At 62.7% G+C, this 26,069-nt stretch carries 23 protein-coding genes and 1 pseudogene; 12 read left to right on the forward strand and 12 right to left on the reverse strand.

All coding sequences use genetic code 11. The annotated features are described in order from the left end of the window. Positions 1–88: 88 nt before the first annotated feature. On the forward strand, positions 89–1,090 hold the full coding sequence (locus B5V02_RS22935; RefSeq protein WP_111546363.1) for a hypothetical protein: 1,002 nt from the start codon (positions 89–91) through the stop codon (positions 1,088–1,090). Between the two features lie 54 nt (positions 1,091–1,144). On the opposite strand, the gene B5V02_RS22940 is transcribed toward B5V02_RS22935, so the two are convergent. The 7 genes from B5V02_RS22940 to B5V02_RS22970 form a co-directional block, all read right to left on the reverse strand. Next, positions 1,145–1,936 (reverse strand): molybdopterin-binding protein, encoded by a 792-nt coding sequence (locus B5V02_RS22940; RefSeq protein ID WP_111546364.1) that lies wholly within the window; start codon positions 1,934–1,936, stop codon positions 1,145–1,147. A gap of 1 nt (position 1,937) precedes the next feature. After that, complete coding sequence (locus B5V02_RS22945) at positions 1,938–2,819, reverse strand: cytochrome b/b6 domain-containing protein (RefSeq protein ID WP_111546365.1); 882 nt, start codon at positions 2,817–2,819, stop codon at positions 1,938–1,940. Positions 2,820–2,916: 97 nt separating this feature from the next. Then, positions 2,917–3,594 (reverse strand): DUF1345 domain-containing protein, encoded by a 678-nt coding sequence (locus tag B5V02_RS22950; RefSeq protein WP_111546366.1) that lies wholly within the window; start codon positions 3,592–3,594, stop codon positions 2,917–2,919. Between the two features lie 31 nt (positions 3,595–3,625). Then, a complete protein-coding gene (locus B5V02_RS22955; RefSeq protein ID WP_111546367.1) occupies positions 3,626–4,096 on the reverse strand; it encodes a YaiI/YqxD family protein in 471 nt (156 codons plus the stop codon). Beyond that, entirely contained in the window at positions 4,093–4,365 is a 273-nt protein-coding gene (locus tag B5V02_RS22960) for a hypothetical protein (RefSeq protein WP_111546368.1), read from the reverse strand. Before B5V02_RS22960 ends, B5V02_RS22955 begins: the two co-directional genes overlap by 4 nt. Positions 4,366–4,426: 61 nt before the next feature. Beyond that, positions 4,427–4,996: an S-(hydroxymethyl)glutathione synthase gene (gene gfa / locus B5V02_RS22965; RefSeq protein ID WP_111546369.1), complete on the reverse strand. Its 570-nt coding sequence runs from the start codon at positions 4,994–4,996 to the stop codon at positions 4,427–4,429. A 66-nt stretch (positions 4,997–5,062) separates the two neighbouring features. Beyond that, positions 5,063–6,190 carry an S-(hydroxymethyl)glutathione dehydrogenase/class III alcohol dehydrogenase gene (locus tag B5V02_RS22970; protein WP_111546370.1) on the reverse strand — a complete coding sequence of 376 codons (1,128 nt, stop codon included), beginning with the start codon at positions 6,188–6,190 and terminating at the stop codon, positions 5,063–5,065. A gap of 200 nt (positions 6,191–6,390) precedes the next feature. On the opposite strand from B5V02_RS22970, the gene B5V02_RS22975 reads away from it, so the two are divergent. The 3 genes from B5V02_RS22975 to B5V02_RS22985 all read left to right on the forward strand — a co-directional run bounded on the left by B5V02_RS22975 (position 6,391) and on the right by B5V02_RS22985 (position 12,912). Further along, a complete protein-coding gene (locus B5V02_RS22975; RefSeq protein WP_111546371.1) occupies positions 6,391–8,403 on the forward strand; it encodes an acetyl-CoA carboxylase biotin carboxylase subunit in 2,013 nt (670 codons plus the stop codon). A 146-nt stretch (positions 8,404–8,549) separates the two neighbouring features. Further along, positions 8,550–12,044, forward strand: coding sequence for a DNA polymerase III subunit alpha (gene dnaE / locus B5V02_RS22980; protein WP_208647133.1), 3,495 nt, complete (start codon positions 8,550–8,552; stop codon positions 12,042–12,044). 64 nt (positions 12,045–12,108) lie between these two features. Next, positions 12,109–12,912, forward strand: a complete 804-nt coding sequence (locus B5V02_RS22985) for an ion channel (protein WP_111546373.1) — start codon at positions 12,109–12,111, stop codon at positions 12,910–12,912. Between the two features lie 74 nt (positions 12,913–12,986). Here the strand turns inward: B5V02_RS22985 and B5V02_RS22990 are convergent, their stop codons facing one another. Next, entirely contained in the window at positions 12,987–13,445 is a 459-nt protein-coding gene (locus tag B5V02_RS22990; RefSeq protein ID WP_111546374.1) for a hypothetical protein, read from the reverse strand. A 123-nt stretch (positions 13,446–13,568) separates the two neighbouring features. Then, a complete protein-coding gene (locus B5V02_RS22995) occupies positions 13,569–14,450 on the reverse strand; it encodes a DMT family transporter (protein WP_111546654.1) in 882 nt (293 codons plus the stop codon). 184 nt (positions 14,451–14,634) lie between these two features. Between B5V02_RS22995 and B5V02_RS23000 the strand changes: the two genes are divergently transcribed. Then, positions 14,635–15,141, forward strand: a complete 507-nt coding sequence (locus tag B5V02_RS23000; protein WP_111546375.1) for a hypothetical protein — start codon at positions 14,635–14,637, stop codon at positions 15,139–15,141. Positions 15,142–15,304: 163 nt separating this feature from the next. Here the strand turns inward: B5V02_RS23000 and B5V02_RS23005 are convergent, their stop codons facing one another. Next, a complete protein-coding gene (locus tag B5V02_RS23005) occupies positions 15,305–16,633 on the reverse strand; it encodes a DNA polymerase IV (RefSeq protein ID WP_111546376.1) in 1,329 nt (442 codons plus the stop codon). 65 nt (positions 16,634–16,698) lie between these two features. Here B5V02_RS23005 and B5V02_RS23010 point away from each other — a divergent pair, with 65 nt between their 5' ends. Continuing rightward, entirely contained in the window at positions 16,699–17,274 is a 576-nt protein-coding gene (locus B5V02_RS23010) for a GNAT family N-acetyltransferase (protein WP_111546377.1), read from the forward strand. Between the two features lie 186 nt (positions 17,275–17,460). Then, on the forward strand, positions 17,461–19,011 hold the full coding sequence (locus tag B5V02_RS23015) for a hypothetical protein (RefSeq protein ID WP_111546378.1): 1,551 nt from the start codon (positions 17,461–17,463) through the stop codon (positions 19,009–19,011). An 11-nt stretch (positions 19,012–19,022) separates the two neighbouring features. On the opposite strand, the gene B5V02_RS23020 is transcribed toward B5V02_RS23015, so the two are convergent. Together B5V02_RS23020 and B5V02_RS23025 are read right to left on the reverse strand one after the other, a co-directional pair. Beyond that, on the reverse strand, positions 19,023–19,676 hold the full coding sequence (locus B5V02_RS23020) for a hypothetical protein (protein WP_111546379.1): 654 nt from the start codon (positions 19,674–19,676) through the stop codon (positions 19,023–19,025). Then, positions 19,673–19,972 carry a DUF3572 domain-containing protein gene (locus B5V02_RS23025; protein ID WP_111546380.1) on the reverse strand — a complete coding sequence of 100 codons (300 nt, stop codon included), beginning with the start codon at positions 19,970–19,972 and terminating at the stop codon, positions 19,673–19,675. The genes B5V02_RS23020 and B5V02_RS23025 overlap by 4 nt, the downstream gene beginning before the upstream one ends. A gap of 179 nt (positions 19,973–20,151) precedes the next feature. On the opposite strand from B5V02_RS23025, the gene B5V02_RS23030 reads away from it, so the two are divergent. The 5 genes and pseudogenes from B5V02_RS23030 to B5V02_RS23055 all read left to right on the forward strand — a co-directional run bounded on the left by B5V02_RS23030 (position 20,152) and on the right by B5V02_RS23055 (position 26,052). After that, on the forward strand, positions 20,152–20,568 hold the full coding sequence (locus B5V02_RS23030; protein ID WP_281004968.1) for a response regulator: 417 nt from the start codon (positions 20,152–20,154) through the stop codon (positions 20,566–20,568). 33 nt (positions 20,569–20,601) lie between these two features. Then, complete coding sequence (locus B5V02_RS23035; RefSeq protein WP_111546381.1) at positions 20,602–21,975, forward strand: PleD family two-component system response regulator; 1,374 nt, start codon at positions 20,602–20,604, stop codon at positions 21,973–21,975. Between the two features lie 551 nt (positions 21,976–22,526). After that, a pseudogene (locus B5V02_RS23045) lies at positions 22,527–24,004 on the forward strand (FAD-dependent monooxygenase). A 129-nt stretch (positions 24,005–24,133) separates the two neighbouring features. Continuing rightward, the gene (locus B5V02_RS23050) at positions 24,134–24,868 is read left to right on the forward strand and encodes a FadR/GntR family transcriptional regulator (RefSeq protein WP_111546382.1); all 735 of its coding nucleotides are present in this window, start codon (positions 24,134–24,136) and stop codon (positions 24,866–24,868) included. Continuing rightward, positions 24,865–26,052 carry a PLP-dependent transferase gene (locus B5V02_RS23055; RefSeq protein WP_111546383.1) on the forward strand — a complete coding sequence of 396 codons (1,188 nt, stop codon included), beginning with the start codon at positions 24,865–24,867 and terminating at the stop codon, positions 26,050–26,052. Before B5V02_RS23050 ends, B5V02_RS23055 begins: the two co-directional genes overlap by 4 nt. Positions 26,053–26,069 lie beyond the last annotated feature (17 nt).

Genomic DNA, 26,069 nt, shown 5'->3' on the forward strand with positions numbered 1-26,069 from the left:
TTTGCCGGTTTTTCAAGACACTGCTGATATGTTGGCGGCTGTGAGGCTTTGGGCCGGCGCTTGCCGGCGGCGGACGGGGGGACGACAAATGGGCGAATTGATCATGAGCGCGCCGGTGACGGGGCTGACCTCGAAAAGCCGCATCACCAGGGAAGACGTGGCCATGTTGCGCCATGAAGTGTTCGGCGATGGCGTGGTGACGCGCGGCGAGGCCGAGGCGCTGTTCGCGCTCGACGCCACGGCCAAGGACAAGTGCCAGGAATGGCCGCAGTTCTTTGTCGAGGCGGTCACCGACTACATCGTCCACCAGGAAAAGCCGTCGGGCTACATCTCGCAGGACAATGCCGACTGGCTGATCCGCACGATCTCGCGTGACGGCATGGTCGACAGCCGAACCGAACTCGAATTGCTGGTCCATGTGCTGGAAGAAGCAAGATCGTCGCCGAGCCAGCTTTGCGTCTATGCGCTGGAGCAGGTCGCCCACGCCGTCATCGACGGCAAGGGACCGCTGATGCTCGGTGGTGCGCTGGTTCCCGGACTGATCGCCAAGGCGGAGGTCGAGCTGCTGCGCCGGATCCTCCATGCCCATGGCGGCGACGGCAACATCGCCATCACGCGCGCCGAGGCCGAGGTGCTGTTCAAGATCAATGAGCAGACAGCCCAGGCCAACAACGATCCGTCCTGGAACGATCTGTTCGTCAAGGCGATCGCCAATTTCGTCATGTGCTCGGCCGGCTACGAGGCGCCGACACGCGATGTGGCGCTGCGCCGTGATGCCTTCCTCGAACATGCCGATCCGGAAATCGGCGGTTTCTTCAGCCGCATGGTCGCCGGTGGCCTCGCCGGCATCATGGAGGCCTACCGCTCACCCGACGACATCGAGGCCGAGTGGGAAGCCAAGAACAGGGCGGCTGAAGCCCTGGCCCGCCGCGCCGAAACGATCGATGCCGGCGAAGCCAGCTGGCTGATCGAGCACATCGGGGTAGACAGGCCGTTGTACGAGAACGAGCGCGCACTGCTGACCCTGATCAAGCATGCGTCGCCGGAAATCCATCCGGCGCTCAAGCCGCTGCTCGACAAGGTTGCCTGAACCGGGCGGCGGCGCTCGCTAGCCCCCCGGCCGATCATCATTTTGCGGTGCGGTTCAGATTCCACCGTACCAGTCGTAGCCATTGTCTTCCCAATAGCCGCCCCTGCCGCCGCCGACATTGGCGAAGCCGTCGACCAGCTCGATCTTGTAGAGATATTTCGGCATCTTGTAGCCAAGCTGACGCTCGACGCGGACGCGCAGCGGCGCGCCGTTCTCGACTGGCAGCGGCTTGCCGTTGACGCCATAGGCGAGGATCGTCTGCGGGTGGCGGGCATCGATCAGGTCGATGGTGCCGTAATATTTGATGTCGCCGGAGAGGCTGCGGTCGATCGTGTCGAGACAATGGAACATGACGTAGCGCGCCTGCGGCTTGACCACCGCCTGGTCGAGCACCAGCGACAGCGGCGTGCCGGTCCATTTGGCGATGCAGCTCCAGCCTTCGACGCAGTCATGGCGGGTGATCTGGGTGCGGCTCGGCATGTTCATCAACTGCTCGCGGCTGAGCGATAGCGGCTTTTCGACAAGGCCCGAAACCTCCAGCCGCCAATCGGCGAAATTGTTGGCAAGCAAGCCCTTGTAGACGTCGTCATCTGGCGCCGTGACGCCGTTCGGCCGCTGCGGCTGGCGGATGTCGGCCTCGGTGAATTCCGGCGCCAGCGCATCGCGTCCGGCGAGCAGGCGTTGCGCCCGGTATGTCAGGCCATTGGCGTTTTCGAGGAAGCTGCGCAGGCCGCTGCCAATGCTCAGCTGGCTGTCGAAGGCGTCGCAGCCCGACAGCATGATGCCGGAGGCGCCAAGGCTGGCACCCGTCAGGAACTTCCGGCGGCTGATCTCTAACTTCGCCATATCACTCGCTCCTCTCGGTGGAATTGTCGTCCTGTGCGGGAGGATCGGTGCGGTACCAGCCGGTGATGATCGAGCGCAGTTCGTTGATCGGACCGGCGGCGAGGATCATCAGGATGTGGACGACGAAGAAGGCGACCAGCAGCACCATCACGGTGAAATGGATGGTGCGTGCCGTCTGCCGGCCACCGAGCAGATCGTTGAGGAACGGCAGCACCGAGTTCATGCTGGGCGACATCGCCAGGCCGGTGATGATCATCAGCGGCAGCAGCACGAACAGCACGCCGCCATAGGCCATCTTCTGCAGCGTGTTGTATTCCCGCGTGTGGTGAAATTTGAGCTTGGCGTGGTCGATGATGTCTTGCGGCAGTCGCTTGAGATCGTCGAGGCGCGGCGCGAGATCGCGGCGCAGATGGCCATTCACAGCGCTGGCGACCAGCCAGACGATCAAGGTCGTCGTCAGTATCCAGGCAAAGAAGAAGTGGATGACGCGAGCGGTGCCCAGATCATAGTAGGACGGGATGGTCGCCCATGACGGGAAGCCGCGTGCCGTTTCCTGGCCTGCCGGCCCCGACCAGCCGAGCACGCCTGTGGTGTCGAAGCGATGCCCGAAGATTTCGGTGTAGCCACGTGCACCGGCGTCGGTGTTCTCGGCGCCGATAGCGAAGACGGTGTTGTTGTAGTCGAAGCCCGACTGCTTGCCGATATAGAGCTGCGGGCGGGCATTGAAGATCTGCAGGCCGGAAAGCAGCATGAAGAACAGCGAGATGGCCCAGATCCAGTGCGTGAGCCGCGTCCAGCGCGACTGGCGGTAGATCAGCGTCTCATCCTTCGGCGCGGCAGTGTCCGCCCCGGCGGTGGGTTGGCTTCTGGCAACCGATTCCATCTTGTCTCGTCTCCCGGCCTCGCGGCGTGGCGTGCGCGCTCATTGTCCTCCTGATACGTTGCCAACCAAACCGATGTTTCATCCGATCACGGAATTATTATGGGCTGCCCAGGCTAACGGCGAGATTGACGGCCGCAGCGACGATGACCGTGTTGAAGAAAAACGACAGGATGGAATGGACAAGCACGACACACCGCATATGGGTCGTCGAGATGTTGGTGTCGGCGGTCTGCGCGGTCATGCCGATGACGGTCGAGAAGTAGAGGAAATCCCAGCCTTCCGGCCGCTTGTCGCCGGGGAACAGCAGTCCGCCGACCGGGATTTTCTTCTTGGTTTCGGCGTCGACCGCATCGCCGTCCATCCAATAGACATGGGCATAGTGGAGCGCCGCCATGGCATGGAGGGTGAACCAGCCGAGCGGGATCGATAAAAGCGCGAAGCCAAGCTCGACAGGGTGAGCGCTGTCTTTCTGGTTGATCAGTTGAAACAACGAGAAGGTGGCAAAGCCGACGACAACAAGCGTGACGGCGAAGATGACCAGCACCGGCTGGTCGGTGGCGCGCGCATTCTTGCTCAGGTACCTGCCGGTGAACTTCGGCATCTGGGCGACGACGAGAATGACGTAGGCGGCAAAGAATGCGTTGGCGCCAATCGAATAGGCAAGCGGGGCGTGCAGCAGCAACGCCACGACAAGCGCCAGAACGCCGAAGCCGAACGACATCGCGAACAGCATGTGGCGCTGCATAGGGCTCTTCATCGGGGTTTCGGCAGCCATGGCGTTTCCAACCTTGGATGGCGCTCGGTTTCTACTGCGGTGTGGCGGATTTGAGGGCGCGCCGCAAGATGCGGTCGAGTTCGCCGAGAAACCGCGAACGGTCCTGCGGCGCGAAGCTGGCATTGTAGCCCTTGCTTTCGCCGGTCTCGCGCAGATGCTGCTTGAGATCGCGCATCGCCACCGCCATGCCGATCGTTTCCGGCGTGAACGGGCGCCCGGTGGGCCCAAGCACATGGGCGCCGAGCGCCACCGCGCGGGCGGCGAGCGGAATGTCTGCGGTGATCACGATGTCGTTGGTCCGCGCGTTGTCGACGATCCAGTCGTCGGCGGCGTCGGCACCCTTGGACACCACGACATTGCGGATCATCGGATCGCGCGATGGCCGCAGGCCGCCGTTGGAGACGTAGGTGACGACGACGCCATGGCGCTCGGCGACCTTTTCGACCTCGGCTTTCACGGGGCAGGCGTCGGCGTCGACGAGGATGGCGGGGAGTTCACTCATGCTTGCGCGGTGCCGTCTTCGACCACGATCTCGGATTCCTTGTCGACCATGTGTTCGCGCATCACCACCTCGGCTTCCTTCACCGCTCTTCTTACATAGGACCCTCGGGCGCTGAACGTGATTTCGTCGACACATCTATCGATTTCGCCGAGATCGATGCTGACGCGCTTGTTGTCGCGAAATGTTCGCCAGAGGTCTTCGCCGAAGTTGCGAATACGGTGGATACCGGACGCTTGCCAGTCGCGAAATCTGATGTGGATCGTGACCATGACGTTGCAAGCTTTCGGGCCGTTGGTGCGGGCTGGCCTGGAAGGACCGGCCCGCAACTGATCAAGCCGGCAAGGCGCCGGACTTCTTCGCGGTCCAGGTCGCGATATAATCCATCAGGCCGGGATTGAGGCAGTCATAGGGTTCCAGCCCGATGGTCCTCAGCTGCGCGCGGATGCCGTCCATCCGCTTCGGGTCGACACCGGACTCGATGATCGACGAGACGAAGGCGGTGAAGCCCGGCGGCGACCAGCCGTCCTCCTCGAAGCGCTCGGGATGGATGAAGGACAGGCCCTTGAACGGATGGTCGCGCTCGACCGGCCCGTGCATGTGGACGCCGCAGCCGGTGCAGGCGTGGCGCTGGATCAGCGCGCTCGGGTCGACGACCTTGAGCTTGTCGCCGTTCTCGGTGACGGTGACATCGGCCGTGCCGGCCACGGCAACGACTGAGAATATCGCGCCTTCAGGCTTCCAGCATTTGGTGCAGCCGCAGGCGTGGTTGTGGGCGATCTGGCCCTTGACCTTCACTTTCACCGGCTTGCTGGTGCAGGCGCAGACTAGCGTGCCGCCGGCAAAGCTTGCGCTTTCCTTGGGCAAGCCATTGTCGATCTTTGGATGCAATTTCTCAGGCATTTCATTCCTCCCTTGTTGAACCCTTGCAACGCAGTCGCAGGCCTGCTGGTCGGCGGCTTTTTCTCCTCAGTAAACCACGACGCTACGAATGCTCTCACCTGCATGCATGAGGTCGAACCCCTTGTTGATGTCCTCGAGCTTCAGCGTGTGGGTAATCATCGGGTCGATCTGGATCTTGCCGTCCATGTACCAATCGACGATTTTTGGCACGTCGGTGCGGCCGCGCGCGCCGCCGAAGGCAGTGCCCATCCAGGTGCGGCCGGTGACCAACTGGAACGGCCGCGTCGAGATCTCCTGGCCGGCGCCGGCAACGCCGATGACGACCGACTTGCCCCAGCCGCGGTGTGAGGCTTCCAGCGCCTGGCGCATCACCTTGGTGCTACCGGTGCAGTCGAAGGTGTAGTCGGCGCCGCCGATCTGGTCGGCGCCGCGCTTGGTCATGTTGACCAGATGCGGCACCACATCGCCGTCGATCTCCTTCGGGTTGACGAAATGCGTCATGCCGAACTTCTCGCCCCAGGCCTTCTTGTCGTTGTTGAGATCAACGCCGATGATCATGTCGGCGCCGGCAAGCTTCAGGCCCTGGATGACATTGAGGCCGATGCCGCCGAGGCCGAACACGACGGCGGTGGCGCCTTGCTCGACCTTGGCGGTGTTGATGACCGCACCGATGCCGGTGGTGACGCCGCAGCCGATGTAGCAGATCTTGTCGAAGGGCGCGTCCGGGTTGACCTTGGCCAGCGCGATCTCGGGCAGAACGGTGAAGTTGGAGAAGGTCGAGCAGCCCATATAGTGAAAAATCTTGTCCTTGCCGATCGAGAAGCGCGACGAACCGTCCGGCATCAGGCCCTGGCCCTGCGTGGCGCGGATCGCCGTGCACAGATTGGTTTTTCTGGACAGGCAGGACGGGCACTGGCGGCATTCCGGCGTGTAGAGCGGAATGACGTGGTCGCCCTTCTTGACCGAGGTGACGCCCTTGCCGACATCGATGACGACGCCGGCGCCTTCATGGCCGAGGATGGCCGGAAACAGACCTTCGGGATCGGCGCCCGAAAGCGTGAACTCGTCGGTGTGGCAGATGCCGGTCGCCTTGATCTCGACCAGCACCTCGCCATCGCGCGGACCATCGAGGTCGACCTCCATGATCTCCAGCGGCTTTCCGGCGGCGACAGCGACAGCGGCGCGGGTTTTCATCGGGCAATTCCTCCAAAGGCGATTTTTGCGCACGCTTTCAGGTTTTGCCTTGCCGATCAACCGCTAGCTGGTTCCAGGCTTGGGCCAATACGAAGAATTCTAATCCCAAATCGATTGAAAGGTCGCGATTGACCCGGCCGGCTTGACCGCGCCAGCACAGGCCATAAAAGGAACGGCCGACCCGAGGGATGACATTCCGCATGTTCACAAAAATCCTCATCGCCAATCGTGGCGAGATTGCCTGCCGTGTCATCAAGACGGCGCGCAAGATGGGCATCGCCACGGTTGCCGTCTACTCCGATGCCGATCGCGATGCCGTGCATGTCGAGATGGCCGATGAGGCGGTGCATATCGGGCCTTCGCCCGCCGCGCAGAGCTATCTCGTGCCGGAGAAGATCATCGCCGCCTGCAAGGAGACGGGTGCGCAGGCGGTGCATCCCGGTTACGGCTTTCTGTCCGAGCGGGCGGCCTTCTGCGAGGCGCTGGAAGCGGAAGGCATCATCTTCATCGGCCCGAAGCCCAGGGCGATCAAGGCGATGGGCGATAAGATCGAATCGAAGAAATTCGCCAAAGCCGCCAAGGTTTCCACCGTGCCCGGCTGGCTCGGCGTCATCGAGAATGCCGACCATGCCGAAAAGATCGCCGGTGAGATCGGCTATCCCGTGATGATCAAGGCCTCGGCCGGCGGCGGCGGCAAGGGCATGCGCATCGCCTGGAGCCAGTCGGAAGTGCGCGACGGTTTCGACCGGGCGCGCTCGGAAGCCAAGAGCTCGTTCGGCGACGACCGCGTCTTCATCGAGAAATTCGTCGTCGATCCGCGTCATATCGAAATCCAGGTGCTGGCTGATGCGCATGGCAACGCGCTCTATCTCGGCGAGCGCGAATGCTCGATCCAGCGCCGCAACCAGAAGGTCGTCGAGGAGGCGCCATCGCCATTCCTCGACGCCAAGACGCGCAAGGCCATGGGCGAGCAGTCGGTGGCGCTGGCCAGGGCTGTCGACTACCAGAGCGCCGGCACGGTCGAGTTCATCGTCGACAAGGACAAGAACTTCTATTTCCTTGAAATGAATACACGATTGCAGGTCGAGCACCCGGTGACAGAGCTCGTCACCGGCATCGACCTGGTCGAACAAATGATCCGCGTCGCCGCCGGCGAAAAGCTCGCCTTGAAGCAAAGCGATGTGAAGCTGAACGGCTGGGCCGTGGAAAGCCGGCTCTATGCCGAGGATCCGTACCGCAATTTCCTGCCTTCGATCGGCCGGCTGACGCGCTACCGGCCGCCGGAAGAAGGACAATTCGGCGATGTCGTCATCCGTAACGACACCGGCGTCACCGAAGGCTCCGAGATTTCGATGTTCTACGATCCGATGCTCGCCAAGCTGTGCACCTGGGCGCCAACGCGGCTCGCAGCCATCGACGCCATGTCGGAAGCGCTCGACAGCTTTGTTGTCGACGGCATCGAGCACAATATTCCGTTCCTGGCTGCCTTGATGCAGCATCCGCGCTGGCGGGAAGGGCTGATATCGACCGGTTTCATCGCCGAGGAATATCCCGACGGCTTTGCGCCTGTCGTACCGAACAACGATGAGAAAGCCGTGCTGGCGTCGATTGCGACCGCGGTGGAACTGCTGCGCCGCGACCGGCTCGACCGGCTGGGCGGGCGCCTGGCGCCGCATTCGGGGGCGCTGAAGCGCGACTGGGTGGTGAAGATCGGTGAAGATTATCTGTCGGCGTCCATCCTCGAAGGCATGATTTCCATTCCGATCGAAATCGATCTGTCGATCGAGGGCGGCGAGGCGCTGACCGTTGCCTCCGACTGGGGGCCGGGCGACCTGATCTGGCGTGGCACGATCGGCACGCACAAGGTCGTCGCTCAGATCAGGCCGGTTGCCAATGGCTTTCGCATCGCCTGGAAGGGCATGTCGGTGACCGCGCGCGCCATGCTGCCACGCACCGCCGAGCTGGAAAGGCTGATGCCGGAGAAAGTGGCGCCGGACACGTCGAACCTGCTGCTTTGCCCGATGCCCGGCCTTGTCGTGTCGATCGCCGTTGCCGAGGGCCAGGAGGTCAAGGCCGGTGAGACGCTGGCCGTCGTCGAGGCGATGAAGATGGAAAACGTGCTGCGCGCCGAACGCGATCTTATCGTGGCGAAACTCAACGCCAAGCCGGGTGACAGCCTGGCGGTCGATGCGGTGATCATGGAGTTTGCGTAAGGCGAGCCAGGCAGGGTACGGCAAGCCTGTGGTCGGCGATCGTTTCTGCTGGACTGGCATCGCCGGGTCCCGGACAATACATCTCCATCGACTCAGGACCTTCACGCAGCATTATGGCCGACGAAAAACTTCCACGCGATCCCCTGATGCGCGAAGCCGCGATAGCGGCTGCGCGGCCTGAGGCGCCGGCGCGGCCCTTCGTCCATCTGCGCGTGCATTCGGCCTATTCGCTGCTGGAAGGCGCCTTGCAGATCGGCAAGGTGGTGGCTCACGCGGTCAAGGACGAAGTCCCGGCGATTGCGGTCACCGATACCAACAATCTGTTCGGCGCGCTGGAATTTGCGCAGAAGGCGGTAAAGGACGGCATCCAGCCGATCATCGGCTGCCAGGTCGCGCTCGCCTTTTCCGGCGAGAACAGCGACGGCCAGCGCGACCGCAGGCGGCAAGGTCCGGACATGCGGCCGGTGGTTCTGATCGCCGCGACCGAGGCCGGCTATTCCAATCTGGTCAGGCTGGTCAGCCGCGTCTATCTGGAAACACCGCCCGGCGAGGCGGTGCACCTGACCACCGAAATGATGGCGGGCTATTGTGACGGGCTGATCTGCCTCAGTGGTGGGCCGCGCGGCCCGATCGGTATTGCGCTCAAGGAAGATCGCCGCGATCTGGCCGAGGCACGGCTTTTGACCCTCAATACGATGTTCGGCGACCGACTCTATGTCGAGCTGGACCGGGTTTCCGGTTATGATCGCATGATCGAGAAATCCTCGATCGATCTCGCCTATGCCCATGAACTGCCGCTGGTTGCCACCAACGAGGCGTTCTTCTCGGCGCGTGACGATTATGACGCGCATGACGCGCTGATCGCCATTGCCGAGGGCTCGGTCGTCGCCGCCGACAACCGCCGCCGGCTGTCGCCGGACAATTTCCTGCGCAGCCAGGCCGATATGGCCAGGCTGTTCGCCGACCTGCCGGAGGCGATCGACAACACGGTCGAGATCGCGCTGCGCTGTTCCTACTATCCGAAGAATCGCAACCCGATCCTGCCGCGCTTCACCGGCGGCGACGTCGCCGACAATGATGCCGCCGTGCAGGCGGAAGCCGACGAGCTGGCTCGCCAGGCGCATGAGGGGCTCAACGCGCGGCTGGCGGCGCACGGCCCGACACCAGGCTACACGGTCGAGCAATATCGCGAGCGGTTGAATTTCGAGCTTGGCATCATCACCAAGATGAAGTTTCCCGGCTACTTCCTGATCGTTGCCGACTTCATCAAATGGGCCAAGGCGCAAGGCATTCCGGTCGGGCCGGGCCGTGGTTCGGGCGCAGGCTCGCTGGTCGCCTATTCGACGACCATCACCGACATCGACCCGTTGCGCTTCTCCCTGCTGTTCGAGCGCTTCCTCAACCCCGACCGCGTATCGATGCCCGACTTCGACATCGACTTCTGCCAGGATCGCCGCGAGGAGGTGATCCGCTACGTTCAGCAGAAGTACGGTCGCGACCAGGTCGGCCAGATCATCACCTTCGGTACGCTGCAGGCCCGCGCCGTGCTGCGCGACGTCGGCCGCGTGCTACAGATGCCCTACGGCCAGGTCGACAAGCTCTCCAAGATGGTGCCGCAGAACCCGGCCAATCCGGTCAAGCTCGCCGACGCCATCGCCAACGAGCCGCGCTTTGCCGAAGAGGCCGAGAAGGAACCGATCGTCCAGACGCTGCTCGACATGGCGCAGAAGCTGGAGGGCCTTTATCGCCACGCCTCGACCCATGCCGCCGGCATCGTCATCGGCGACCGGCCGCTGTCGGAGCTGGTGCCGATGTACCGCGATCCGCGCTCGGACATGCCAGTCACCCAGTTCAACATGAAATATGTCGAACAGGCCGGGCTGGTGAAGTTCGACTTTCTTGGCCTGAAGACGCTGACCGTGCTCGAAACAGCGGTCAAACTGATCCGCCGCCGTGGCATCGAAATCGACCTGGCGACGATCCCGCTCGACGATCCCGAGACCTACGCCATGCTGTCGCGCGGCGAGGTGGTCGGCGTGTTCCAGGTGGAAAGTGCTGGCATGCGCAAGGCGCTGATCGGCATGCGGCCCGACTGCATCGAGGACATCATCGCGCTGGTCGCGCTGTACCGGCCGGGGCCGATGGAGAACATCCCGACCTACAACGCCAGAAAGCATGGCGAGGAGGAGATGGCGTCGATCCATCCCAAGATCGACCATCTGGTGAAGGAGACGCAAGGCGTCATCGTCTACCAGGAACAGGTGATGCAGATCGCGCAGGAGCTTGCCGGTTATTCGCTCGGCGAAGCCGATCTGTTGCGCCGCGCCATGGGCAAGAAGATCCGCGCCGAGATGGATAAGCAGCGCGAGCGCTTCGTCTCGGGCGCGGTCGAGCGAGGCGTCGGCAAGCCGCAAGCCGACTTCATTTTCGACCTTCTGGCCAAGTTCGCCGACTATGGTTTCAACAAGTCGCACGCCGCCGCCTACGCGGTGGTCTCGTACCAGACCGCCTATCTCAAGGCGCATTATCCGGTCGAGTTCCTGGCGGCGTCGATGACGCTCGACATGGGCAACACCGACAAGCTTGCCGATTTCCGCCAGGATGCATTGCGCCTCGGCATCGAGGTTCTGGCGCCGTCGGTGATATCAAGCTTTCGTCCCTTCGAAGTCGGTGAAAACCGTATCTATTATTCGCTGGCCGCGCTCAAAGGCGTCGGCGACGCGGCGGTCGAACATATCGTTGCCCAGCGTGGCGAAAAGCCGTTCAAGAACCTCGCCGATTTCTGCGAGAGGGTCGATCCCAAGATTGTCGGCAAGCGCGTCTTCGAAAGCCTGATCATGGCCGGCGCGCTCGATTGCTTTGGCCATGACCGTGCTTCGATGATGGCAGGCGTCGAGCGCATGATGGGGCTGGCGTCGCTGGCGCAGCAGAACGCGGTCTCCGGCCAGCACGATATCTTCGGCGCCTCGCTCGGCGCCCAGTCGCAGGCGCTCAATCTGCCGGCGACGGATCCATGGCTTGCCGCCGACCGGCTGCACCGTGAATTCCAGGTGGTCGGCTTCTACCTCTCCGCCCATCCGCTCGACGAGTACAAAGCGGCCTTGCAGAAGATGCGGGTGCAGAACTGGGCTGAGTTTTCGGCGGCCGTCAAGCGCGGCGCTGCCGCCGGACGGCTGGCCGGCACGGTCACCACCAAGCAGGAGCGCAAGACGCGCACCGGCAACAAGATGGGCGTCGTCGCGTTTTCCGACACGTCCGGCCAGTATGAAGCCGTGCTGTTTTCCGAAGGCCTGGCGCAGTATCGCGACCTGCTCGAGCCCGGCCGTTCCGTCGTCATCACCGTCGCGGCCGAGGACAGGCCGGAAGGCGTCAATTTGCGCATCCAGACGGTGCAGTCGCTGGAGGACGAGGCAAGCCGCATCCAGAAAGCATTGCGCATTTTCGTACGCAATGCGGCGCCGATCGGCACGCTGGCCGGCCAGCTTTCGGTGAGGGGCGAAGGCCAGGTCAGCTTCGTGCTGATCAAGGAAGATGGCGAGGGGGAAATCGAGATCGAACTGCCCAATCGCTACCGGATCTCGCCGCAGATCGCCTCGGCGATGCGTGCCGTGCCGGGCGTGGTCGAAGTGGAGCTGGTGTGACCCCTGCTCTTGCGGGCTGGCGGCAGTCCGCCGGGCGGCTTTTGCCGCGAACGCCACCGCAATCATGAATGCGGCGGACAAGGACGGATTGCCAGACAGGTCAGCAATGGCGCAGCTGCGCGACAGGCTGCGCAAGCTCTATCACGGACGCACCCCGGCGGCTTTCCGGTTCCAGCTGGTGGCTGTCGTCATCGACCTCGCCATCATTGCCTTCTTCATCGCGACGCCGGTTCTTCAGGACACGCCGTCATTCCTCTGGCTCGACTATGCGGTGGCGGCACTGGTCGCCGTCGACATGATTGCCCGGTTGCTCGCTTCCAACGACATGCTGCGGCTGATGAAGCAGCCGACATCGTGGGTCGATGCCTTCATCCTCTTGACGCTGCTGATGCCGACGGCACTCGCCAATCTCGGTTTCCTGCGCATCCTGCGGCTCTGGTCGCTGTCGCGTAGCGGTTCGCTGTGGCGGCATTTCGAGATGCGCGGCGTCAAGAAATGGCGCGAAGCGAGCCAGGCGGTCATCAATCTCTTGACCTTCCTGTTTGTCATCACCGGCTTCGTCTACACCTTCTTCTTCCGCACCGCGGCAGGTCTGGAAGGCTACATCGACGCGCTCTATTTTACCGTCGCCACCGTGACCACGACCGGCTTCGGCGACATCGTCCTGCCCGGGATAGCAGGCAAGTTGACGGCGATCGCCACCATGATCATCGGCATTTCGCTGTTCGTCAGGCTGGCGCAGGCGCTGTTCCGTCCCACCAAGGTATTCTTTCCCTGTCCGCAATGCGGGCTGCAGCGACACGAGCCCGACGCCGTCTATTGCAAGGCCTGCGGTCACCTCCTCAAGATACCCGACGACGGCAATTGACGGGCTGGAGTTCATCCCGCCAGAATCGAGAGATTAACCCGAACGGCCGCCGCGTGGCACCACGATCCGGAGGCTCAAAACTGCGGGCTGCCTATCTGGCTGTAGTTGATGCCGCCGAAGCTGATGCCCAACAGGCCGGGAGCTGCCATCTTGCGCTTATGGCCATCGCGGCAGTCGAACACCGGCCACTCCGTCTGTCGGCAGGATATCTCGCGGCACATTCGGCTCAGGCAATCGCCCTCGGTGAGCAAGAACAAGCTGTTCCCGACGCGCCGAACCGTGCTTCCGTCATCGGAACGCCAGGTCCATGGAATGCGCAACGAGGAAACGAAATCGCCGACAAAGCCATCATTCCTGGAATGCGCGCTCAAGCTTGTTCGATAATGCGCCATGGACGCAGAATAGTCGGCCACAACCGTCGGGCTATAGTAGGAAGCCATAGGATTCTCCGACTCGAGAAGATGCGTTCCCGCTTCGGCTTTCGCTTCGCCGGTGGCTACCAGCACCGATATCAGCAAAACAGCGACGATCATAAGAGGCATCGTTGCACCATCTTCCAGGAGTGTCTCATCCCACCGCCCCAGCTAGTAGGCGGCAACCTCCAATCAGGACACGAAATTCTCTTAGACTCAATCTCTACCAGAGCGGATCATGGTCTAGGACGCGGCGATCTTCGCCGGTTGTGGCGCTTTTCGCTGCAGATTGAGCAGATTGCCCATCAGGATCAGCAGTGCGCCGCCGGCGGTGAAGGCGTCGATCTGCTCCTGATAGAGCAGCCAGCCGATCAGCGCCGACAGCGGCACGCGCAGGAAATCCATCGGCGAAATGACGGTGGCATCGGCATAGGCAAGCGCACGGGCCATGCAGAAATGCGACGACATGCCAGTGAAGGCGATCAGCAGGATCCAGGGCCACAGCTCCAGCGGCGGGTTGCGCCACTCATAGAGCGCCGGGATGAGGCCGAGTGCCGACTGGATGATCAGCATCCAGAAGATGATGCGCACGACGCTGTCCGTGCGCGTCAGCGACTTGACCAGCACCAGCGATACGCCGAAACAGACGGCGGCACCGAGCACGACGAGATGTCCCGGATCGACGGCGCCGACACCGGGGCGCACGATGATCACGACGCCGATCAGCCCCAGCACGATCGCTGCAAGCCGTGGCCGGGACAGCCTTTCGCCAAGAAAAGTCACCGCCAGGATAGCCGTCCAGATCGGTGTGGTGAATTCGATCGAGATCAGCACGGCCAGCGGGATCAGCGTCAGCGCGTAGAGCCAGGCCGCCTGGCCGGTATAATGGATGACGTTGCGGGCGATGTGGGCGACGGGGCGCTGCGTGAGCATGGCTGCAAAGCCACCGCTCATCATCACCAGCGGCAGAAGGATGAAAAAGCCGATCACCGAGCGCAGTTCCAGCACCTGGAAGACGTTGAGCTCGGCTGTCGTGGCGCGGCCGGCGACCGACATCGCCAGGAACGAGGCGATCGACAGCGCCATCCAGAACGCGGCCTTGGGGATGGAGGGGGTAGGTACCATGCCCGCTATCTCGCAGGCCGGGGCCATTGCCGCAATCGCTAGCCGCTGCATTCTTCTGGGCCAGCCGTAACGGCTGGATGTTGCAGAACGTCCTGTTCGAGGCGGAACCTGATACGGCAACGGGCGTTGAGTCCCGATATTCTATCTGCGGAACTGCCTTTGCAACATCGACAAGGAGAGTTTCATGAAACCATTCGCGCAGTTCGCGCTTGCCGGCTGTCTGTTGTTTGCAGCAGGCACCGCACATGCCGATGAGGCCAAGTTTCTCCAGTCGTTCAATGGCAATTTCGCTGGCAAGGGTACTGTCCAGGTGACCACCGATGTGCCGAACGCTAGTGTGTCCTGCAGCTTCAAGTCGAATGCGACCTCAACCTCACTCTCGCTGGATGGCAATTGCCGCGGTCTCGTCTTGGTAACCCGGGCCATCAGCGCCAACTTGAAGGTCACAGGTGCGAAGTACAACGGCATCTATGTCGGGTCTCGCACCGGGCCGGCACAGCTGAATGGCAGCCGCTCCGGCAACGCGATCAATCTCGGCATTGGCTGGGCCAAGGAGGTCAACGGTGATCGAAAGGCGCGGATGACGGTCGAGAAGAGGGGCGAGAACGGCATCCGGCTGACGGTCACCGACACCGACCCGAAAACCGGCAAGAGCGTGGTGACGAGCCGGATCGATCTGCAGCGCACCTGACAGGTATGTTGATATTCAGGTGATGCCGGCCTGCGAACGGTGATTTCCTGCGCTTCCGGTGTTCACGTACTTTAAGTACGCTCCGCTCCGGTTCTCGAAAACCGCCATTCTCGGCTCGGCCTGACCTGAATCTCAACACACCCGATATGCAAGGCCAGCAAGGTCAGTCCTCGAGAGGCTCCGGCGGGTGGGCGTCGCGGCCCTTGCCGAATGTATAGCCGGTTTCCACCGCCCTGCGGCCGAACTTGTCGCGCAGGGCATCGATGGCGCCTTCGGCCATGGCGCGTTTGCGCGACTGGACGTCGACAAGATCGGGCGGGTCGGCCTTGTGGTCGTCCGAGAGGTCGCTGACGCCGATGCCGAGCAGCCGATATTTCGTGCCGTCGGTTTCCTTGCGCAGAAGCTCCACCCCGGTCTGAAAGATGCGATCGGCGAGCCGGGTCGGGTCGCCGAGCTGGCGGTTGCGCGTGCGCAGCTTGAAATCCTGGGTCTTCAGCTTCAGCACCACGGTGCGCCCGGCGATGCCGGATTTCTTCAGCCGTGCCGAGACCTTCTCCGACAGCCCCCTCAGTACCGCGACGAGCTCATCGAGCGAGGCGATGTCGGTGTCGAAGGTGGTTTCGGCCGATACGCTCTTGGCATCCTGGTCGGGATCGACGCGGCGAACGTCCTCGCCGCGCGAAAGGTGGTAGAGCCGGTCGCCCATCGTGCCGTAACGGCGCATCAGGTCGCCACGATCCATCTGCTGCAGCTGACCGATGGTGCGGATACCGTCGCGCTCCAGCGTGGCGTTGAACGCCTTGCCGACACCCCAGATCATGGTCACCGGCTGCGCTGCCAGGAAGCCGACCGCCTCGGCCTCGCCGATGATCGAGAAGCCGCGCGGCTTGCGGAAATCCGACGCCATCTTGGCGAGGAACTTGCAGTAGGACAGGCCAGCCGAAACAGTGATGCCGATCTCCTTCTCGACCGCCAGCGCGAAACGCGCGAGCACCACTGCCGGCGGCAGACCGTGCAGCCGTTCGGTGCCGGCGAGGTCGAGAAACGCCTCGTCGATCGACAGCGGCTCGACCAGCGGCGTCAGCGCCTGCATCATGGCGCGCACCTCGCGGCCGACGCGTACGTATTTTTCCATATTGGGGCTGATGACGACCGCCTCGGGACAGGCTTCGAGCGCCTTGAACATCGGCATTGCCGAGCGCACGCCCTGGATGCGGGCGATGTAGCAAGCGGTGGAGACGACGCCGCGCTTGCCGCCGCCGATGATCAACGGCTTGTCCTTGAGCGCCGGGTTGTCGCGCTTTTCGATCGCCGCATAGAAGGCGTCGCAATCGATATGGGCCAGATGCAGCCGGTAGAGCTCGGGATGGCGCGCCAGCCGGGGGCTGCCGCAGCGTTCGCAGCGGCGCGTCTGGCTGCGCTGAAACGTCAGGCAGTCGCGGCAAAAACCGTGATCGGGATTGTTGACAGGGGCCGCCATCGCTGCGAACATAAAGAGAACAGAAGCAATGGTACGACAGTGCAGGGCCTGCGACAAGGCTGGCCTGGGGAGAACTCATGAGCACGACCATAGCGCCGCTGGCGCCCGAACTCTGGGCGGATTTCGAGGACCTCTTCGGCAAGCAGGGCGCCTGTTATGGCTGCTGGTGCACGCATTTCCGGCTGGCGCCGGCGGTGCGCCGCGAAAGCAGCCGGGAACGCAACAAGGACCACATCAAGGCGCGCATTGAAGCCGGCCCGCCGCCTGGCCTGGTGGCATTCGAAGACGGCAAGGCGGTCGGCTGGATGCAGATCGGACCCCGCGCCGACGTGCCCGAATGGAACAATCAGGGCAGGGGCTCGGCACCCGTCGATCCCGCTGACGCCATGGATCCGGCCGTCTGGGCGATCTCCTGTTTCTTCATCCGCACCAAGGCGCGTGGCAGGGGCATCACGCATCGCCTGGTCGAAGGGGGTGTCGATTTCGCCCGCAGGAACGGCGCCCGGCTGGTCGAAGCCTGTCCGATAGACCTGTCCCGGGATTCGCGTTCGATCGGCCTGTTCGTCGGCTCGTCGCGGGTCTTCGAGAAGGCCGGTTTCGAGCGGCTTGTCGAGCGCAAGGCCGGCAGGCCGTTGATGCGGCTTGTGCTATAACCAGCCTTTCCGCCTTGGCAGCGTTGTTGATCTTACCTTGCGGTTGTAGCGGTAATTTCATACCAGACGTACGAGGCGCTCCTTCTAAAAGCGCATGCGCTTTAGGTTTTTGTTTTTATGCATGTCGTTCTCCCAAAACGGGGCCCACTTTTGGGCGACATGCATTAGGTCAAACGGAGAATTCGCGTGAACCGTGCCCTGCCATTCGTTTTCCTTCTTGCATTGAGCGCGCCTGCTTTCGGCCAGACCGTCGACAGCCAGGGCGCGAAGCAATTGTCGGAGGATCTGTCCCGCTATGTCGGCAAACAGGCGCTCGACAAAGGCATTCTGAAGATTTCGCTCGAGGGCGACGCCTACAAGATCGCGTTTGATTTCAAGGCGCTTGCCGCATCATTGCTCGATCAGAAGCTGCTGAAATTAGACGTTGCGCCCTATGCCCTGATGGTCAAGCCGCGCAGCGACGGATCCTGGGATGTCTCGATGGATTTTTCGCAGAGCGCCTCCTTCGAGTTCAACGGGCCTGAGGGTCTGCAAAGCACGCAGTTTTCGATCAAGGACGGCAAGGGTTCGGGCGTCTATGACCCCAACCTGGCGGCCTTCACCAGCGGCACCAGCTCGATGGCCGGCATGACGATGGCATCGAAGGATGCCAAGCAGCACATGGAAGCGAGCACCGGCGCCGGTACTGCGACGATCGCGGCGACCAAGTCCGCGACCGGCGGCGTCGATTTCACAACCTCGCAAAAGGTGTCTGATTTCGTCGAAACGATCAATTTCGACGATCCCGAAAGCGGGCTGAAATTCCCGGTCAACGTCAAATCGCCGGAACTGTCGGTCGAGGCCAGCGGCACGGGGGTGCGGACAAAGCCGCTGCTCGATCTCCAGGCATTTGCCGTGGCCAATGGAGACGAGGCGAAGCTGAAGGCAAACCAGGCGCAACTCAAATCGCTTCTACTCGCAGCCTTGCCGGTTTGGGAGCATGTCGAGGGAACCTACGGCTTCAAGGATTTCACGGTGGAAAGCCCGGTCGGCAATTTCGGCGCGACGCAGCTCAGCACTGCGTTCGGGTCCGACGGCGTCGCCCAGAACGGCAAGATCACCTATGCCATCAAGGCGTCGGGGCTGACCGTGCCGCAACAGCTTCTGCCAAGCTGGAGCGTGGCGCTGCTGCCCACCGATGTCGACCTGAACTTCGGCGGCGCCAACATCGATCTCGACAGCATGGCGAAGAAGGCGATCGAAGCCTTTGATCTCAATCAGGATCCGCCGCTGTCGGCTGATTTCGGCGACAAGCTTAAAGCCGACTTCATGGCCAAGACGCCGAAGGTCGTCATCGGCCACAGCACCGTGAAGAACAAGGATACGGAGATCGCTCTGGAAGGCGAGATGACCTTCCCCGGCGAGAAGCCGGAGGCAAACATGACGGTCGACGTCACCGGTTTCGACAAGCTCGTCGAGGGCCTGCAGACGGCGGCAAAGTCGGAACCGGAGGTGGCGCAGTACGTACCTGCCGCTCTCATGGTGAAGGGTTTTGGCAAGACGCTGCCCGATGGACGCATCGAATGGGTCGTCAACGCCAAGGCCGACGGTTCGGTTATTGTCAACGGTGTCATGGTCAAGCCGGCCGATCCGGCCGTGGACGACAGCGTCGATGATGGTGACAGCGGCGACGATGACAGCGGGGACGACAGCGGCGGAAATGCCAACGGCGGGGCGGGCGCGAAACTTAGCCCTTGATAGGCTAGCTTTCAGAGCCCCAGCGCGATCGCAATCTTCGGCGCGGCTTCGTGCCAATCCTGCACGACGATGATGTCGTCCGGCACCGGCGGCAGGAATGCGCGCAGCGAATTGTCGGCCATTAGATGGAACAGACTGGCGTCGGCGACGGATACCCGCACCGATGCCAGATTGTGCGGCTGGTCGTCGACGAAGACCACTGGCCGGCCGGTCTTGCCGCGAAGCCTGGCCACTGCCGGTCCCTTGGCCATTTCAGTGGTCAGGAGCGGGTAGCTCAGCCCGAGGGCATCGAGATGGGCACGACGTGCGGCACGGTGCTTGTGCGGCATGGCCGTCAGCAAAATGATCTCGGCGCGATCGCCCAGTCCCGCCAAGGCATCCGCGGCGCCGTCGGTGATGCTCTGCCAGTCGGCTTGGGCATCAAAGAAATCGCCCAGAAGTGCTGTGACTTCGGGCTGTTCGATCAGGCGACCGCTCGCCGTCTCGGCAATGTTGCCGGTCAGGCGGAACGAGGCCAGCGTCAGGCCGAAACCGCGCGCCTTGAGGAAATTCGGGAAGGGGCGGATGAATTCGAGCACCACATCGTCGACGTCGAGCACCAGCAGCGGACGGCCGTCGGCCGCCAGTTCCTCGATCTGGCGTGCGGTTTCGGGATCATCGCTCATATGGAATGCTCATGGTTGTCGTCGCCCAGCGGCAGCGCCCGCAAGGCCTTACCGACCGCTGCCGGTGGCGTGCCGGTTTCCTCGGCAAAGCGCATCAGCGTCGGCTCGTGGGCGAGAATGAACTGCAGGACACCGGCCAGGAATCCCGGTTCGCCGGCGGCCTTGCGGATCGAATGCGCCTCTATGCCGGTGATCGCCAGAAAGCGCGGCAACAGTTCTGGATCGGAAGCGACGAAGCCCAGAGCCTTCACGGCAATGTTTTCCGCTTCTTCGCGCATTGACGCTGCGTTTGCCATCACTACCTTCGGTGTGTGGAATGAGTCTCTCCCGCAGTAATGGCAAGAGATGCTTGCGGCAAGCCATTAGAGCGGCGCCCGAGGTGGAATCCAGACAGCTTTTTGCCCCACGGATTTCCGTTTCGTCAATCATATTGCCGTAGAGTGAAGCAGGGTTTGGTGCGTTTTGAGATGGACGCATGACGGTCGCCTTCGAGCGGAAGGACGGCCGGGACGGGATATCGATGCCGAAGAAGGTCATGATCGTCGAGGACAATGAGCTCAACATGAAGCTCTTTCGGGACCTCATCGAAGCGAGCGGCTACGAGACCGTGCGCACCCGCAACGGTCTGGAAGCGCTCGATCTGGCGCGCCAGCACCGGCCGGATCTCATCCTGATGGATATCCAGTTGCCTGAAGTGTCGGGGTTGGAGGTGACCAAATGGCTGAAGGAGGACGACGAGCTGCACGTCATCCCAGTCATCGCGGTCACCGCCTTCGCAATGAAGGGTGACGAGGAACGCATCCGCCAGGGTGGCTGCGAGGCCTATATTTCGAAGCCGATCTCGGTGCCGCGTTTCATCGAAACCATCAAATCCTATTTGGGCGATGCGTAATGTGCCCTCTCAGCCGAGCCGGAGCCTTGTGAAATGACTGCACGGATCCTCGTCGTCGACGACATCCCTGCCAATGTGCGGCTGCTGGAGGTCCGGCTGCTGGCCGAATATTTCGAGGTGCTGACCGCCACCAACGGGCCGGATGCCATCGAGACCTGCGAGAATGGCAAGGTCGATGTCGTGCTGCTCGACGCGATGATGCCCGACATGGACGGGTTCGAGGTCTGCCGGCGGCTGAAGAGCGACCCGGCAACGTCGCACATTCCGGTGGTGATGATCACCGCGCTCGACCAGGTCTCCGACCGCGTGCGCGGGCTCGAAGCCGGCGCCGACGACTTCCTGACCAAGCCGGTCAACGACCTGCAGTTGATGACGCGCGTCAAGAGCCTGGTCCGGCTGAAGTCGCTGACCGATGAGTTGCGGCTGCGCGCCTCGACGACGCGTAACATCGGCATCGAAGAACTGCTGAGCCGCAATTTCGCCTCCGAGGACACAGCGCCGAAAGTGCTTTTGATCGACGAGCGCATATCCTCGGTCGAGCGCATCCAGAAGATGCTGCGCGACCGCGCCGACCTCGACGTCACCAGCGATCCGCATGCCGGCTTCTTCCAGGCCGCCGAGACGTCCTACGAATGCGTGATGATCTCGACGGCCTTTGCCAATTTCGATCCGCTCCGGCTCTGTTCGCAGTTGCGGTCTCTCGACCGCACCCGTTTCGTCCCGATCATCCTGCTCGCGGAGGCGGGCGAGGAGGAGCGCATCATCCGTGGCCTCGAGCTCGGCATCAACGACTATCTGATGCGGCCGATCGACCAGCAGGAACTGACGGCACGGTTGCGCACCCAGGTGCGCCGCAAGCGCTACAACGACCAGCTGCGCGCCAGCGTCACCCAAACCATCGAAATGGCGGTGACCGACGGGCTGACCGGGCTGCACAACCGCCGCTATCTCGACAGCCATCTGCAGACGCTGTTCGATCGCGCCGTGGCGCGGCGGCGGCCGCTGTCGGTGATGATCACCGATCTCGACCGTTTCAAGTCGATCAACGACGCGCACGGCCATGACGGCGGCGACGAGGTGTTGCGGGAATTTGCGCGACGGCTGCGCAAGAACGTCCGCGGTATCGACCTTGCCTGCCGCTTTGGCGGCGAGGAGTTCGTCGTGGTGATGCCGGACACTGAGGGTTCGGTGGCCGAGAAGGTGGCAGAACGCATTCGCGCCGAAATCGCCCAGGCGCCTTTTGCCATCGGCCCGGACGGCAAGACGATCGAAGTCACGGTCAGCGTCGGCGTGTCGTCGGTGCTAAAGGGGATGGATACGGTGGCGGCGCTGATGAAACGCGCCGACCTCGCGCTCTACGAAGCCAAGAGCGGCGGCCGCAACCGCGTCGTCGCCAAGGCGGCGTGACCGTCCAGCCCCGATTATCCAGTCAACCCGACAGGGTTACCCGTTTACCTTAATCCAAGCGATTCCCGAGCTTTGGTTAAGAAATGGTTGATTTTCATAAGCTCTTGCGCAAGTGTGCAGGCCAAGACGAAGCCGGCACGAGGACAGACATCCGGCTCGATCCCTAGAAATACCCCATGATGCTCAGGTCCGCCGCATCTCCTGGGTCCGTGGGGTCGGCCGGCCGGCGCTGGCACATAGTGGCCTCCTCGTACCGCTGCCAAACGCCGACCGGCCCCCTTCTCCAGACAGAACATCAGAGCTCCGTGCCAAGGCACGGAAGACTCTGCTTTTTTGCGTTTGAAATCCGGATCCCGTTCTCTTGGATCAACGGCGATGGTCATATGGCGCACACTGCCACTGCACGAGAAGCTTTGTTCGTGGCTGGCGACCTGAAGGGAAGAGTACTCTCTCCAGTTCATACATATGGCGCACAAGGGGCTTGCGGCAAGACCCGGCTCCTCCCGTAAAACCGTCGGCCTAACCAAAGGTACGGGACGGGAGTGCCTGTAATGACCGATCATGCGGTGGTGATCGCCGGAGGCGGGCCGACGGAGTTGATGCTGGCGGGTGAACTGGCGCTGGCGGGCGTTGACGTCGCCATTGTCGAGCGGCGCGACAACCAGGAGCTTGTTGGCGCGCGCGCGGGCGGCCTGCATGCACGGACCATCGAGGTGCTCGATCAGCGCGGGATTGCCGATCGGTTCCTCGCGCAGGGCCAGGTGGGCCCAGCCGTGGGCTTTCACATGATCCGCCTGGACATCAGCGACTTCCCAACCCGGCACAATTATCTGTTGGCGCTGCGGCAAAACCACATCGAGCGCATCATGGCCGAATGGGTCAGCGAGTTGAAGGTGCCGATCTATCATGGACACGAGGTTGCGGGGTTTGCCCAGGACGACAGTGGCGTCGATGTCGAACTGTCCAACGGCCCCCGTCTGAAGACGACATATCTGGTCGGCTGCGACGGAGGCCGCAGCACCATCCGTAAGGCAGCTGGTATCGAGTTCACCGGATGGGATCTGACGATGAGCTGGATGATTGCCGAGGTCGAGATGTCGGAAGAGCCGGAATGGGGCTTTCGCAGCAACACCTTTGGAATTCATGCCCTGGGTAAGATCGAGGACGGCAAAAAAGTTGGCGTCGTGCTGACGGAGCCGCGCCTGGAGGCCCGCGGCGAACCGACCCTGCGCGAGCTCAGCGAGGCGCTGATTGCCATCTACGGCACGGACTACGGGGTCCACAGTCCAACCTGGCTCTCGCGCTTCACCGACATGACGCGGCAAGCCGCGACTTACCGCGACAGGCGCGTGCTGCTGGCGTGTGACGCCGCGCACATCCACCCGCCGATAGGCGGGCAGGGCCTCAACATCGGCGTGCAGGACGCGCTGAACCTGGGATGGAAGCTGGCTCAGGTGGTCAAGCGGATATCACCGGAAAGGCTGCTCGACACGTACCACGCCGAGCGCTACCCGGTCGCTGCCCGTGTCTTGCAGAACACGATGGCGCAAGTTGCCCTTCGGCGCATGGACGACCGCAGCAAGGCCATGGGCAACATCTTCTCTGAACTGCTCGGCATGGATGAACCGCGAAGACGAATGGCCGCGGAGATGTCCGGTCTGGGCGTTCACTACGATCTTGGCGAGGGGCATCCTCTGTTTGGGCGGCGAATGCCAGACCTCGACCTGCTCACCGCCAATGGCCCGCTGCGGGTCTTTGCCCTGCTTCACGATGCCGGGCCGGTGCTCCTCAACTTCGGAGAACCTGGCGACTTCGACATCGCTCCGTGGGCGGATCGGGTCCAACTGATCGACGCGACATATCCCGGTCCATGGGAGCTTCCTGCGCTTGGTTCCGTCGCCGCGCCGACCGCCGTTCTGATCCGGCCCGACGGCTATGTGGCCTGGTTGGGGAGGGAACCCAGCTGGGACTTGCCGAGGCGCTGACCGTCTGGTTCGGACCGCCTGCCGCGGGGCCGCGGACACAATGAGGCGGCTCACGTAACCACTTGAAAAGCGTCCCTCCGCAACTTGCGGCGGGACAGTCTGCTGACAACCGATTGACAGGATGTCTCTCATGTGCAGAAATTGGTTGGACCATTGGACCACTTGGAGAGAGCGTGGACCAGAACAGCCTGCCACCCATTCAGACGACGGCGCGCGATGACGCCGTGCTGAAGGCGTTGGTGGGGTTTGTTCGTGCCGAAGCCTTGCAGCCCGGCGAGAGACTGCCAACCGAGCGTATTCTGGCTGAGCGGCTGAAGGTCAGCCGCAACACCGTGCGCGAGGCGCTGACGCGCTGGGAAGGGCTGGGTCTCGTCGAGCGTCGGCAAGGCAGCGGTACCTATCTCAAGGCGGCCGTTTCACCTGACATGCTGCATATGCCGCTGACACTGGCGGGCGGCAATGATTTCACCAGCCTGATGCAGACGCTGGAAATCCGCCGCGCGCTGGAAGCAGAGGCCGCCGCACTCTGTGCCGAGCGTGCAAGCCAGACCGACATCGCCGAGATCGCGCGCAAGCTCGACATCATGGAGCAGGCGTTTCGCACGCGCGATGGCATGTCGTCGGAAGAGGACTGGGAGTTCCACCAGGCGATCTACCGGGTCTCGGGCAACCCGCTGTTCGAGCAAATCATCGCCGCCATGCACGAGTTGTTCCACCGCTTCTGGGAGCATCCGCTCGGCGTGCGCGACTTCGGCCATGCCAGCTTTCCCTATCACCGCACCATCTACGAATGCATCGCCGCGCGCGACCCGCAGGGCGCCCGCGCCGAGGCGCTCAAGCTGATCGCCACTGTCGAGGACGATCTGAAGCGCGGTGCGGCCAAACTCAAACTCTCGAGCCAGACATGAACGAGCATCCATCCGGTTTCGATCACGATTATCTCGCTGAGGCGGCAACGCTGCTGGCCCATGACGAGCCGTTCCCGGGCGGCGCGGTGGTGCCGCCGATCTACCAGACCTCGCTGTTCACCTTCGCCAACTACGCCGAGATGGCCGACACCTTTGCTGGCAAACGAAAGCAGCCGATCTATTCGCGCGGCGACAATCCGACCGTGATGGAGTTCGAGGCGCGGGTGGCGGCGCTCGAGGGCGCTGAGGCCGCGCGCGGCTTTTCCAGCGGCATGGCTGCGATCAGCGCCACCGTGCTTGCTTTCGTCGGTGCCGGCGAGCGCATCGTGGCGGTGCGCAACTGCTACGGCGATGCCTACCGGCTGTTCGAGCGGCTTTTTCCGCGGCTCAACATCAAGGTCGACTACGTCGATGGCTCCGATCCGGATGCGGTCGCGGCGGCACTTCCCGGCGCCAAGCTGCTCTACCTGGAAAGCCCGACCTCGATGATGTTCGAGCTGCAGGACATCGCGCATCTGACGCGGTTGGCCAAAGAGCAGGGCATTGTCACCAGCATCGACAATTCCTGGGCGACGCCGGTGTTCCAGAAGCCGATCGCGCACGGCGTCGACCTGGTGCTGCATTCGGCTTCGAAATATCTCGGTGGTCACAGCGACACCGTCGCCGGCGTGGTCGCGGGTTCTGCCGCTCACATCAAGCACATCAACGAGCAGACCTACTCCTATCTCGGCGGCAAGCTGTCGCCGTTCGAGGCCTGGCTGCTGCTGCGCGGCCTGCGCACGCTACCGCTGCGCCTGCCGCACCACATGAAGAGCGGCCTGACCATCGCCGAACGGCTGAAGGCGCATGCCAATGTCGAGCGCGTCAATCATCCCGCCTATTCGAACCACCCGGGCAAGGCGACGCTGGCCGGCTATGCCGGGCTGTTCTCGTTCGAGGTGACGGACGATATCGACATCCCCGTCTTCGTCGATGCGCTCAAATATTTCCGCATCGGCGTCAGTTGGGGCGGGTATGAGAGCCTGATCGTGCCTGCCAAGGCGTCGCTGGAGCAGACGCCGGGCCTGAATTCGATGGCGCGCTTCGGCGTCAGCCCCCGAACCATCCGCTTCAGTGTCGGATTGGAGAGTGTCGAAGACCTGTGGGCGGACGTCGCCCAGGCCTTCGAAAAAGCCAGAAAATAACAAGCGGGTTCAAAATG

The sequence above is a fragment of the Mesorhizobium kowhaii genome (genome assembly GCF_003253745.1).
Lineage (GTDB): Bacteria > Pseudomonadota > Alphaproteobacteria > Rhizobiales > Rhizobiaceae > Mesorhizobium > Mesorhizobium kowhaii.